Annotated in this window: 11 protein-coding genes; 1 reads left to right on the top strand and 10 read right to left on the bottom strand. The window is 62.3% G+C overall.

Annotation, left to right across the window (positions count from 1 at the left end; translation table 11 throughout):
- Positions 1 to 139: 139 nt before the first annotated feature.
- The 8 genes from B5F33_RS03635 to B5F33_RS03600 all read right to left on the bottom strand — a co-directional run bounded on the left by B5F33_RS03635 (position 140) and on the right by B5F33_RS03600 (position 8,316).
- Positions 140 to 1,615, bottom strand: coding sequence for an AI-2E family transporter (locus B5F33_RS03635; protein WP_087410430.1), 1,476 nt, complete (start codon positions 1,613 to 1,615; stop codon positions 140 to 142).
- Positions 1,612 to 2,403 carry an RNA polymerase sigma factor SigF gene (locus B5F33_RS03630; protein WP_087410429.1) on the bottom strand — a complete coding sequence of 264 codons (792 nt, stop codon included), beginning with the start codon at positions 2,401 to 2,403 and terminating at the stop codon, positions 1,612 to 1,614. Before B5F33_RS03630 ends, B5F33_RS03635 begins: the two co-directional genes overlap by 4 nt.
- Before the next feature lies 1 nt (position 2,404).
- On the bottom strand, positions 2,405 to 2,785 hold the full coding sequence (locus tag B5F33_RS03625; protein WP_087410428.1) for an ATP-binding protein: 381 nt from the start codon (positions 2,783 to 2,785) through the stop codon (positions 2,405 to 2,407).
- A complete protein-coding gene (locus B5F33_RS03620; protein ID WP_087410427.1) occupies positions 2,778 to 3,461 on the bottom strand; it encodes a hypothetical protein in 684 nt (227 codons plus the stop codon). Before B5F33_RS03620 ends, B5F33_RS03625 begins: the two co-directional genes overlap by 8 nt.
- 215 nt (positions 3,462 to 3,676) lie before the next feature.
- Complete coding sequence (locus B5F33_RS03615; RefSeq protein ID WP_087410426.1) at positions 3,677 to 5,032, bottom strand: replication-associated recombination protein A; 1,356 nt, start codon at positions 5,030 to 5,032, stop codon at positions 3,677 to 3,679.
- Positions 5,033 to 5,076: 44 nt separating this feature from the next.
- Positions 5,077 to 6,285: an HD domain-containing protein gene (locus B5F33_RS03610; protein WP_239284746.1), complete on the bottom strand. Its 1,209-nt coding sequence runs from the start codon at positions 6,283 to 6,285 to the stop codon at positions 5,077 to 5,079.
- Positions 6,286 to 6,434: 149 nt separating this feature from the next.
- The gene (locus B5F33_RS03605) at positions 6,435 to 6,887 is read right to left on the bottom strand and encodes a prepilin peptidase (RefSeq protein WP_087410425.1); all 453 of its coding nucleotides are present in this window, start codon (positions 6,885 to 6,887) and stop codon (positions 6,435 to 6,437) included.
- 10 nt (positions 6,888 to 6,897) lie between these two features.
- Positions 6,898 to 8,316 (bottom strand): hypothetical protein, encoded by a 1,419-nt coding sequence (locus tag B5F33_RS03600; protein ID WP_239284734.1) that lies wholly within the window; start codon positions 8,314 to 8,316, stop codon positions 6,898 to 6,900.
- Between the two features lie 129 nt (positions 8,317 to 8,445).
- Between B5F33_RS03600 and B5F33_RS10910 the strand changes: the two genes are divergently transcribed.
- Positions 8,446 to 8,781 carry a hypothetical protein gene (locus B5F33_RS10910; RefSeq protein ID WP_087410424.1) on the top strand — a complete coding sequence of 112 codons (336 nt, stop codon included), beginning with the start codon at positions 8,446 to 8,448 and terminating at the stop codon, positions 8,779 to 8,781.
- Between the two features lie 368 nt (positions 8,782 to 9,149).
- Here the strand turns inward: B5F33_RS10910 and B5F33_RS03590 are convergent, their stop codons facing one another.
- Both B5F33_RS03590 and B5F33_RS03585 read right to left on the bottom strand, forming a co-directional pair.
- The gene (locus B5F33_RS03590) at positions 9,150 to 10,391 is read right to left on the bottom strand and encodes a glycosyltransferase family 2 protein (RefSeq protein WP_204214393.1); all 1,242 of its coding nucleotides are present in this window, start codon (positions 10,389 to 10,391) and stop codon (positions 9,150 to 9,152) included.
- Between the two features lie 278 nt (positions 10,392 to 10,669).
- On the bottom strand, positions 10,670 to 11,683 hold the full coding sequence (locus B5F33_RS03585) for an RluA family pseudouridine synthase (protein ID WP_087410423.1): 1,014 nt from the start codon (positions 11,681 to 11,683) through the stop codon (positions 10,670 to 10,672).
- Position 11,684: the final 1 nt, after the last annotated feature.

Genomic DNA, 11,684 nt, shown 5'->3' with positions numbered 1-11,684 from the left:
CGTTCTCCTCAGATAAACACACGTGTACAACGTGACGTAAACGTACAAAAGGATAGCATGACCAGCCCCTTACAGCACCGAAGGCTGCGAGCATGTAGGGAATATGCGCATGTGATATGGACGCGACCGACCGCGGGCCTTACTGACGCCTGCCGTCGCCCTTCTTGTGGTCGCGCTCCCCCGGCTTGCCGGCGCCGGACATGGAACCGTCGCTGGACGTGTCGCCGTCGCCGGACGTGTCGCCGTCGTCCTGCTCGGACTTATCCGAAGCGAAGGGATTGCGGAACATGCCGGTTGCACCAGGCTGGAGCGCCGAAAGGCGGCTCCACGGGTTGTCGAGCTCGGGGCGCGGCATGGCCTCGGCGTCCGGCGCGACATCCTCATCGACGAGTTCGGACTCCGTTACGAAGGAATCATCGCCCAGGGCATCGTATGCAGCGACCGGAGAGCCAACGGCATCGCGGAACGGCGTACCCTGGAAGATCGCCCCGTCGTAGGAGACGAGCTGACGCTTGGTGCCGTTTTCGAAGTAGAAGATGAAGAGGCCCTTCATGGCCGCACAGAGCGGGATGGCGACCACCATGCCGAGCGGCCCCAGCAGCGCCGAGCCCACGACGATGGCGGCAAGGCTCATGGCCGGATGCACCGAGACTGCAGACTGCATGATCTTTGGTGAGATCACGTTGTCGGTGATGTTTTGGGCGACCATGGCCCACACGAGTGTCCAGACGGCGCAAAGCGGATCGAAGAACACCGCCAGCAAAACCGCCACGGCGGCCGAGATCCACGGGCCGACGACGGGAATGAGGTGCAGGAGCCCCGTAAGGACGGCCATGAGGCCGGCATAGGGGTGCCCGATCACCACGAAACCCACGAACGCGAGCAGGCCGTTGATAACCGACGTGATGACCTGGCCGCGCATGTAGCCACCCACGGAGCGCGACAGGATGGCGACCATGAACCGATAACTCGTCTCGCGGTCCTCGCCCACGATGGTGCAGATTTCGCGGTGGATGCGAGGATAGTCGCGCGCAAGCCAATAAGCCAGCACAAGGCCCAAAAAGATGATGAAGAGCTGCGAGGCAAACCCCGAGATGAACGGGAACATGCCCTTGCCGACATCGCCTGCAAGCTGTGCCACAAAGTCGGACGCCACGTTGGCAAGCGACCCCAGGGCGGAGTCCAGCTGGGTGGCCCAACTGGACTGGGAGAACATCTTGAAGTCGTTGGTAACCGAAACGACCCACTCGCCGAAGGCGCGCAGCTGCGATGGCAGCACCATGAGGACGTCCATGACCTGCTCGATAAAGACCGGCGCGATCACCAGGACGAGGCAGAGCACCGCCGCCACGACGATGACAAGTCCCAGCAGTGCACCCACACCGCGCGGCACTCCGTGGTGCTCAAGCACGTTCACGATGGGAGACGCGACGAAGGCGACAAGCGAGCCCACGGCAAAGAACTCGATGACCGGCGCAAGCACACCGAGAACGTTGAGCACGGCAGAGCCGATGACGATGGCGCCCACCACAATCCATACGCGCAGGGCGATGGGAGCGAGCGAGCGGATCTTGGAATCCGCATCGGTGTGCGAGGAGCGTGCCGGGTTGCTCATGAGCGCGCGATGACCCCCTCGGGATCGATCTTGTCCTGAATCTTCTTGAGGGTCCGGCGCAGCAGGCGCGACACCTGAACCTGAGAGATTCCCAGCTCCTTGGCAATCTCGATCTGCGTCATGCCCTTCAGGAAGCGCAGCTCGATGACCTCACGCTCGCGCGGCGAGAACGACTTGAGCGCCTCTTCGATCACCAGACGGTCGTCGGTAAAGCTCAGCTCGTTGTCCTCAGACGCGTAGCGGTCGATGACCGAAGGCGCATCGTCGTTGTCGGAAGAGCCCGTACCCTCAAGCGGGACCGAGCTGTACGCCGAAGACGATTCCATGGCCTCAAGCACCTCGTCAACCGAAGCGTCAAGGTACTCGGCGATTTCCTCAACGGTGGGCGAACGCTGCAGTTGGGTCGTCAGGGTGTCTGTAGCCTGGTTGACCTTGGCGGAGAGCTCCTGCAGGCGACGGGGTACGCGCACGCTCCACCCCTTGTCGCGGAAGTGGCGCTTAATCTCGCCCAGAATGGTGGGCGTCGCGTACGTCGTGAACTCAAGGCCCCTGCTTGGGTCAAATCGGTCGATAGCCTTCAGCAGGCCGAGGTAGCCCACCTGAACGAGGTCGTCCAGAGGCTCGCCGCGGTTTTTAAACTTGTTGGCCAGGAACCGCACAAGGTTGAGGTGCGACATGACGAGCTTCTCGCGCGCGTCCATGTCGCCCTCTTCCTTGTACCTTCGGAAGAGCTCTCGCGTCTTCTCTTTGTCCCAGGCAGTCTTAGTTGACTGGGTGCGTTCTGCCATATTAGACATCCGCCTTGAGGTCGAGGTGAAGTACAACCGGGTCGGTATCCTTGGAGTAGGAGTCACAGACCGCGGTGAGGATGAGGTCGGCGTAGGCCGCCTCGGGAGAGGCGTCGATGGTTTCCAGGTCGACGTCGCCAAGCTCGAAGTCCATGGCGACATGCCCCTCATCGACGGTAAACGCGATGCAGATGGCCTCGTCGGGCTCAACCGTGCAGGCATAGATGAATGCCTCCTCCGCCGCCATGCGGATATCCTCTACACGGTCGACGGACATAGACGAGAGCATGGCGACGTTGGCCGCCGTCATGCGTACGAGCCGGGCAAGGCGCGGCTCGCAGCGCACCTCGAGAACAACCTGCTCCGGGCTGCCATTAGTCATGGATGCTCTCCTTCGTGTCGGCGTCGGACGCAGACGCGTCGGACGCAGGTGTGTCATCGGTCGAACCATAGGTGAAGTAGCGACCCGGGCGCTCGGGTGCAGGCGTCACAGTCTGAGGAGCGTCGTTGGAATCGGCGTGAGGGGCCTCAGCTGCAGGAGCGGCCGGAGCAGCCGGCTCCCCGTCCTCAAGCGCAGGGGGCTGCTCGTCGTCATGCGACTTAAATTTGCCGATAATGCGGTTCACAACGCCCGTGGCGGAGTCCGTGAACCCCGAGACCGCGTTTCCCGCGTTGGCGGCGGCGCCGGTCACGGCAGAGACGTCACGTACGACGCCTTCGACCTCGACGAGGTTGGCGGAAAGCGCGTCCACGGCAACGGTCGCGGACTTCAGTAAAGGCTCGAGCTGCGTCGCCGCGGGCTGAAGCTCCGCTGCGGCATCGTCGAGATGGGCGATGACCGGACGGGCCTCCAAAATCGCCTCGTCCAGATGCTTGAGGACCGGACGCGCCTCTGCGGCGACCTGGGTCAGCTCATCGACCGCCTTGTCGACGTTGCCCATAGTCTTATCGACGCCGTCCATGGTGCCGCGCGTACGACGAAGCGTGAGCGCGACCTCGACGACCGCCCATATGGCGGCAATCGCCAGTACGATCAAAACGATTTGCAGCGGATCCATGCTGCCTCCCCTACCAGAAGCGACGTGCACGCCGCAACCTCAATACACAACTGATGGTAATACTACCCCATGCGCCAACTTTGAATCGCCCTTGGCACGAACCGACCTCGTCTCCAGAGGCGCGGGTCCGAATCGGCGCGACAGACGTGTCTCGACGACAGACATTGGACCCTATGCCCGGTCCAAGCTCGCCGCTCCGCGGGGCAACCCTACACCTAGTCCGAACCTGCAGCTCCGCGGGATGAGCCAGCGTTACGGGGCGCCTGCTCGTAGCGCCACTGTTCCCAGCCGCGGCCCGCGGGTTTCCAGAAGGCGCCACGCTCCAACCCCTCGGGCAGGTAGCGCTGGTCAACCCATCCTTCAGGGTAGTCGTGGGGATACAGGTAGTCGCCGTAGTCCTCGGAACCGGGACGATGCCGGTCGCGCAGGTAGCTGGGCACCTCGCGCTGGCCGCTTGTGCGCACGTCTGCAAGCGCCGCGTCGATCGCCGCCTCGCAGGCGTTCGATTTCGGCGCCAGGGCGTTGTAGATCGCCGCTTGAGCCAGGTTGATGCGGCATTCAGGGTACCCGATGACCTCGGCAGATTTGAAGGCGGCAGCCGCGATGAGAAACGCCTGGGGGTCGGCGTTGCCAATGTCTTCCGACGCCTGGATCATGATGCGCCGGGCGATGAACTTGGGGTCCTCGCCGGCATCGATCATGCGCGCGAGCCAATAGACCGCCGCATCGGGGTCGCTGCCGCGCATGGACTTGATGAATGCCGAGATGATGTCGTAGTGCATGTCGCCCGACTTGTCGTACGACAGGCCGCGCCGAGGATTGGCCGTCTGAACGTCTTCGAGCAGAATGGGCACAGCCTTGCCCGCCTCGCGGAGGGCATCGGACTCGGGACGAAGGATTGCCACCTCGCTTGCAAGCTCGAGCGTCGTCAGGGCGCTGCGGGCGTCACCGGCAGCAAGGCGGCATATGGCCGAGACGACCTCGTCGTCGGCGGTAAACGCCCCGGCAAGGCCGCGCTTATCGGCAAGCGCGCGCCGAACGAGCACCGCAATGTCCTCGTCGGTGAGGTAGTCGAGCTCGACGATGCGGCTGCGGGACAGCAGGGCCGAGTTGACCTCGAAATAGGGGTTTTCCGTCGTGGCGCCGATCATCACCACGGTGCGATTCTCTACAGCGTGCAGCAGGGCGTCCTGCTGAGAGCGGGAGAAGCGATGGATCTCGTCGATAAAGAGGATGGTACGCCGGTCGAACGCCATGAGCCTGCGCTGGGCGTCATCGATCTCGCGCCGCAGGTCCTTGACCGTGCCCGTGACAGCAGAGACCTCGACGAACTCGCTCCTCGTATGTTTGGCGATGATATGCGCCAACGTGGTTTTGCCCGTGCCGGCAGGTCCGTAGAGAATCACGCTCGAGAGCACGTCGTGTTCGATCGCACGGCGAAGCCACGAATCCGGGCCCACCGCCTTCTGTTGGCCTACGTATTCATCGAGCGAGTCGGGGCGCATGCGCACCGCAAGCGGGGCGTTTTTGAGCGTGCGCTCCGACTCTCCTTGGCTGAACAGGGTCTCCATGTCATCCCTTCATATGACGTTCGTTCGCAGGCGCCACAGGGAGCCTAGCGCTCGTTGATATAGGTGCGCCGGGGGAACCGGATCTGGGGGAAGAGCTTCGTTGCGAGCTCGGCAAAGTAGCCATCGCTCATGCTTGCGATGTAGTCGACGACCGTCTGGTCGGGGTCGGACGCCCAATCATACGTGCGGCCATAGTGCTCCAGATGGCGCTCGATGCGCGCGATATGGTGCTTGAAGATGTAGCTCGACTCATCGCGAGCGCGCAGATCTGCCAGGCAGCGCTCGTACATGAGGTAGAAGGCACGTGAGAGCACCTCGGCGCTCTCCCCTTCTATGCCACTTGCCCGATAGATCTTCTTATAGTTCTCGGCCTTGGCGCGGCGAATCTCGCTGAAGAGCTCCTCGCTCATCTCGATACGGTCGCGCCCGTAGCTATGCTCGATGATGTCCGCCGAGGCATGCGAGAGGATCCACGAGTTATACGCCCCGCCCAGTCCGTCTTCAAAGGCGTCCTCGTCAAGCAGGCCCGCGGCAATCGCATCCTGCCGATCGCGGCCCACGTAGGCGATGATGTCCGAGATGCGCACCACGCAACCTTCAAGCGTCATAGGCCGCAGATGCCCCACGGCCATCTCGCCATCGCGATAGCACGCCTCGACCGTGCGGTCGAATTCATCAAAGTCCTTGAGACCCGAGAGCTCAAAGACGCGCTGTTCGTACTCGCCGTTATGGGTGAGCGCCCCGTCGAGCGTCTGAAGCGTAAGATTGCGGCCATAGAGCACGTCGAGCACGCGGACCGAATGCACGTTGTGGAAGAACCAACGCCCCGTGTGCTCATGAAAGACGTCGTTCAAACAGCGCTCGCCGGCGTGTCCAAACGGCGTGTGGCCCAGGTCGTGCCCCAGCCCGATAGCCTCGATGAGGTCACAGTTGAGCCCCAGAGCATAACCGATGTCGCGCGCGATGCGAGCTACGAGCTGCACATGGAGGCCGCGCCGGGAAAGGTCGTCGTTGCTGCGGAAGCTAAAGACCTGGGTCTTTCCGGCATATCGGTTGTAGGCCGGGGTGTGAAGGATCTTCTCGACGTCGCGAACGAACGCCGGACGCCAGATGCTCGCGCGGTCCGCTGGACGGTCTTCGCGGCGCAGAGCATCCGCGTCGTCACATCGATAGGGATTCACCCAGCCGCGCGCACGGTCTTCGGTCATGCGCTCGATAAGCTCGTCGGAAAGAACATCGGGGATGCGGTCCATGCGGGCGCGCAGCTCCTCGCGAGACAAGGCATCTTGATTCGACACGGTGACTCCTTCCTGTCGGCCTGGTGACATCATCGCATATCGTGCGGCGACGCGCAGGGCGAACACGCCGCGCAGAACACGTGGCCATCCCTGGGTGCCCCTGACTATAGACCCATCGCTGCCCCCACCAGGACCGCAAGCCATGCGACCGCGAGAAACGGCAACAGCGGCAGCGCCCGCTGGCGAAGCACGACACCCGCCGCGGCAAGCAACAGCAACGCGAACGCAAAGGCCGCAAGGGCAGCCGCCGGCTGGACTAAAAGCAGCGGGAAGAGCGCCTTGATATCGCCCATGCCAAGGCCGCTTGCATGCCGGACGTACCTCCAGACAAGCTCGAGGCCCACAAGCACAGCACAGGATGCGACCGCAACGAACAGCCGACCAACAAACCCCTCGATGCCGTAGCACCATAGGGCCATTGCGGCGCCTATGAGGGTAAGCGCCGCCGCAAGAGAATTGGGAAGCCGACGCTCACGGGCATCGATGACGGCGGCAATCCCCAGCGGCAGCGCCATGATGATGCCCGCAAGGACCCATGCGGGAAGCACCTGCGCCATGGTCTATCGCCTACTCCGCCACGAGGCAACCCATATTCAGACGCCCTGCAAACTCGCCGATCACCGCCGCCTGGCCGCAGCGCGTGAACACGCCGCCGAAGCGGTTCCGGAACAGGAACAGACCCTCCATGTTCATGTAGGGCTCGGGCACGCGTTCGATACCGGCGACGCCGCCCTCTACATTGGGCGTGGCAAACGGCGTCACATACTCCTGCACCGTGCCGCCCGTCGCTGCCATCTCGTGCAGCACGTCATCCCACTCCTGCGCCGTGCAATCCTGTCCGGCGCGAACGCCCACGCTGTTGTATCCGTCGCGCGGCTTGGCGATCCACCGCTCGCGCTCGGAAAAGGCCGCAAGGTCGCTCGACGCGTCGAGCATGTAGGTTGCCGGCACATGGCGACGCACGAACTCAAGCTCGTCGGGGGTAAGGAACTCTCGGGAGATCTCGTCATGCAGGACGGCAAAGACCGTCTTGGTCGCACACGGCCATGTGCGGAATCCGCCCACCACAGGGACCTTGCCCTCGCGGACGCACGCCATGAAGGCATCGGCGCCCGGACAGGGCTTCTCGAGCATCTCCGAGATCACGACACGACGCCACACGCCGTCGACGGGGCCCACCGTGTCGTAGAGCACGCCGTCCTCGTAGTGAAGATCTCGAATGTCCGCAAACCGGAGCGTTGCTCCCAGCCCGGCAAAGACCCGCTGAAACTCCTGGATCTCCTCGGCGACGATGCTCTCTGCATAGTCGACAGCCACGACCACCGGCGCTTCCTTGTCGCCACATGCATCTGCGATGCAGCCAAGCACGGCGTCGGCACAGCCGCTGTACAGGTCAAACGCATGGACCTCATGGTTCTGCGCGAAGGTGCGCCCGGTCTGCGTCAGCAGGTTTGTACGCGTGACCTCCTCCGTTACCAGCATGCCCGAAGAGCCATCGGTATTGAGCTCGCAGAACTTGAAATCACCGGTGCGCTCATCCAAAAAGATGTCCACACGAGCAATCGGAATATCAACCTCGTAGGGAATCGGGCAGCAGGCGAGCCCCTCCACGCGCGCGTCGAAGCCAAACCGGCGACGCAGTTCGGCGTCTTCGATAAAGCGACGCGTGAGCTTTTGCATGATGCCGCCCATGGTCTCGGCGATCCAGGCCAGGTATCCAACATCGCGGCGCGAAAACACCTTGGGCACGAAACTCCATTGAACCGGGCCGCCGTGATAGAGCGCATTCGTTCCTGCCAAATACGCATCGCCCGTCTCATGGGAAGACGCGTCGCCGTCCAGGTCCTCAGCGATTGCGAGATAGTCGTTCTCGAGCTTGAGGGAATCGAGCGGAAACGCCGTGTTCGCGCAGGGCTCGACGGGCAGTGCCACGAACGAAGGGATCTGCGAAGACTGCGTAGAAGATGCCGTATGTTCTGTTGCCATGAAAACGCTCCTTGAAATCTGCGGCCACCCACGTTGTTGCCAGATGCGGCCGCACCATTCGTTGTCATCGACTGAATGTACCTACTCTGTATAATGTACGCCAACGAATTCCCGATGCGAGGGGTATGCATGAACAATTACACCGACACGAGCCAATCCGGTCATCTTGCCGCGCGGCCCGTGGAGAGCGCGAGCGCATCGACCGCATGCCAGACAAACGAATCCAAATTCTGCTACGTGCTGACGGGAACCGTTTTGGGGCTGGTCGCCCTCCTCGCCATCGCGATCACGCTGCTGGTCTTTGGCGCCATCGGCTACATGGGCACCCTCACGTCGAGCGGCTACGACTACGACGACGTCTACAACATGCCCTACGGTGGACACACGTATGACTACGACTATGGCTATGACTACGATTACGACAACAACTGGAACTGGGGCGGCAACACAGGCGTGCATGCCTAGGAAAACGCTGAACATGAGCCTTCGCAGCGGCCCTCAATGCATGCTCGTTTCGGAAAAGGGCGTCCTTTTCCGGAATCGCCGAGTAGGCCCTTGAGCCCTGAGCCATCTACCAGGGGCTTTGTCCGTCGGGTATCCTGACCTACTCGGCCGATCGCGTTTCGGACGCCCTTTTCCGAAGCGAGCGTGCACGAGGGGATGCAAGGGGCCGTAATCAGCGTTTTCTAGGCGCAGCACTGAGCGACCTCTTGTTTTTTGCGCTACCGAGGGCTGCCGGGATTGTCGCAGCGCTACGGGGAGCCAAACGCTGCGCGTAGAACAGCCGAGCGCAGCCAACAATCAAGCTGTGCCGCGCACGCAAACCGAAGCCGCTACTTAGCTCCGTCCATAACCTGATCGAGCGTCACCGAGACGCTGTGCGGCGTCGGCACCCAGTCGACCTTCAGGAACAGCGCAGCCACCGTAATCGGAATATAGGTGAACATAAAGAGCGGGAACGTGAAGAGGTTCGTGAAGATGCGCCAGCGCTGTGGGCAATGAATGTGCTTGCGCTCGGTGATGGTTGTCGTAATGCCCATCACAAAGAACGTGACATACATGGATGCAAACGTCATAAATAGGGAGCCTACGCAGGTTTCCAGCTCGTATGAGGTAGCCAAAAAGCCGTGGCTCAAAGCGCCCACGATCAAAAACGTGCCGTTCGCCAAAACCGAGATGAGCGACAGCAGCATGCCGGGCGCGATCGTCATGAGCAGGTCGTAGGCCGCAAAGCGCCGGAACACCGTCATGGATTTGAGCAGGTGTTTTCCGTAGGTAAAGAAGACCTGGTAGAAGCCTTTCGTCCAGCGCATGCGCTGACGCCACGACGCCACGAACGTCACCGGCTGCTCATCGTAGAACTCCGCAGGAGCATACCCGATACGCACGCCGTGGATGGCGCAAAACGTCGAGAACTGAATGTCCTCGGTAAGCGTGTGGAACTGCCAGCCGTGCATGCCTTCGATAATCTTGGTGGAGACAAGATAGCCCGAACCGGATACGGCGCACGAGGTGCCGCAGTGCATGCGCGCGTTGTTGAGGAAGCGCGCCTCGCGCAAAAACCAGGTAGCGTAGGCGGACGAGATCCAGGAGCTGCCGAAGTTCTTCGAATTACGGTAGCTCGTCACGGCCATATAACCCAGGTCGAACGCGTCGTTCATGACGCGCACGTAGTTCGGCGAGATGAGGTTGTCGGCATCGAAGATGAAAAAGCCCTCATACTGACCGGGGTACTCGTTGAGAATGCGGTCGAAGCCGTAGTCCATGACCCAGCTTTTGCCCTTACGGGCGAGGTCGTTGCGCTCGTAGACGATAGCGCCGGCGTCGCGCGCCGCCTGTGCCGTGTTGTCGGTGCAGGCGTCGGCAACCACAAACACGTCGATGAGGTCTGACGGGTAGTCCTGCTGGCGAATGGAGGTCACCAGGTTGGCGATAACCGCCTCCTCGTTATGCGCGGCGATGAAGAAGGCGTACTTGTGCAGCTTGCGGGCACGCGGCAGCTTGTACTCGCCCCGAATGAGGCCCACAAAGAAAAAGATGACCTGATACAGGAAGCACACGGTAAAGAGCAGCATCACGATGCAGTTGAAAACCACGATGGGCGTGATCTGTTCGGGAATAAAGAAGAGTCGCACGGCCCCTCCAGCGCTCGTCTAAAACAACACTCGACAGTGTAATCCCTTCGCGGTCGGGCGCGCGGCATTCCCAAGCACTTTACGTGAGCTCTTCATCCCGTCGCGAGGGGCGTGCGCGCTGCATCGGGCGCACCAACGCGGACACAGGGCGCGGCATCTAGCGCGATTGGACGTGCCAACGCGGACACAGGGCGCCACCAGACGCGTCAACGTGGCCGCTAGCCCTCCCAAAGGCCCAACTGGGGCACGATCTCCTCCCCCGCCTCGGTGCGACCGAGCGAGAGTGGAGCCAGCTCCTCGAGCACCGCCGCCAGGTCCCAGGGCAGCTCGTCGCGGCATTCGATGGTCTCCCCCGTCACCGGATGATCAAAACAGACCCGCCAGGAATGGAGGAATTGGCGCGTGAGGCCGCGGTCCGCGCGCTCGTTGCCGCGCCCGTAGAGCGGGTCTCCCACGCAGGGGTGGTTGATATGGCGCATATGGACGCGGATCTGATGCGTGCGACCGGTGTAGAGGTGGCATTCGAGCAGCGTGTAGCCGTCATCGCCGCGCGAGGCCTCGAAGCGCTCGAGCACGCGGAAGGTCGTGATGGCCTGGCGCGCGAAGGGGTCGTCAGAAACCGCCATCTTCACACGGTCGCGCGTCGAGCGCGCGATGCCGGTGTTGATGGTTCCCTGGTCGTGGGCAACATAGCCATGGACAAGCGTGATGTAGCGCCTGTCGAGGGTGCGCAGACGAATGAGGTCCTGGAGCGCGCGCTGCGTGTCATCGTCCTTGGCGGCAAGCATAAGCCCCGAGGTATCGCGGTCGAGCCGGTGAACGATGCCCGGACGGTCCTCGCCCTGCAGGGTGCCCAAGTGATCGATGCCGCAATGGTAGACAAGCGCGTTGGCGAGCGTGCCCGAGGCGTGACCATGCGCCGGGTGGCACACCAGACCGCGTTGCTTGGAGAGCACGATAAGGTAGTCATCCTCGTAGCGAATGTCGAGTGGGATGTTCTGAGGAACGACGATGCCGGGATCCTCCTCCGGAAGCTCGACCGAAATACGGTCCCCCGCGGCAACCGTCTGCTTCTTCGAGAGGCAGGTCTCCCCGTTTACCGCAACCGCGCCGCCCTCGATCAGATGGGCGCAGGCAGAGCGGGACGGGCAGGCGTCAAGCGAGCCGAGAAACGAATCCAGCCTGACACCTGCCTGATCTTCCGTCACCAGAATATGAAGGTCGCCCGCCATG

The sequence above is a fragment of the Collinsella sp. An2 genome (genome assembly GCF_002160065.1).
GTDB lineage: Bacteria > Actinomycetota > Coriobacteriia > Coriobacteriales > Coriobacteriaceae > Limicola.
Note: the sequence above shows the minus strand (reverse complement) of the source record. Positions and strands in the feature narration are given on the sequence as shown.

Bases quoted from the DNA above. Each gene is read 5' to 3' on its own strand.
- B5F33_RS03610 (WP_239284746.1), bottom strand. From the start codon at position 6,285: ATGGACCGCATCCCCGATGTTCTTTCCGACGAGCTTATCGAGCGCATG.
- B5F33_RS03615 (WP_087410426.1), bottom strand. From the start codon at position 5,032: ATGGAGACCCTGTTCAGCCAAGGAGAGTCGGAGCGCACGCTCAAAAAC.
- B5F33_RS03600 (WP_239284734.1), bottom strand. From the start codon at position 8,316: ATGGCAACAGAACATACGGCATCTTCTACGCAGTCTTCGCAGATCCCT.
- B5F33_RS03590 (WP_204214393.1), bottom strand. From the start codon at position 10,391: ATGCTGCTCTTTACCGTGTGCTTCCTGTATCAGGTCATCTTTTTCTTT.
- B5F33_RS10910 (WP_087410424.1), top strand. From the start codon at position 8,446: ATGAACAATTACACCGACACGAGCCAATCCGGTCATCTTGCCGCGCGG.
- B5F33_RS03630 (WP_087410429.1), bottom strand. From the start codon at position 2,403: ATGGCAGAACGCACCCAGTCAACTAAGACTGCCTGGGACAAAGAGAAG.
- B5F33_RS03635 (WP_087410430.1), bottom strand. From the start codon at position 1,615: ATGAGCAACCCGGCACGCTCCTCGCACACCGATGCGGATTCCAAGATC.
- B5F33_RS03620 (WP_087410427.1), bottom strand. From the start codon at position 3,461: ATGGATCCGCTGCAAATCGTTTTGATCGTACTGGCGATTGCCGCCATA.
- B5F33_RS03605 (WP_087410425.1), bottom strand. From the start codon at position 6,887: ATGGCGCAGGTGCTTCCCGCATGGGTCCTTGCGGGCATCATCATGGCG.
- B5F33_RS03625 (WP_087410428.1), bottom strand. From the start codon at position 2,785: ATGACTAATGGCAGCCCGGAGCAGGTTGTTCTCGAGGTGCGCTGCGAG.
- B5F33_RS03585 (WP_087410423.1), bottom strand. From the start codon at position 11,683: ATGGCGGGCGACCTTCATATTCTGGTGACGGAAGATCAGGCAGGTGTC.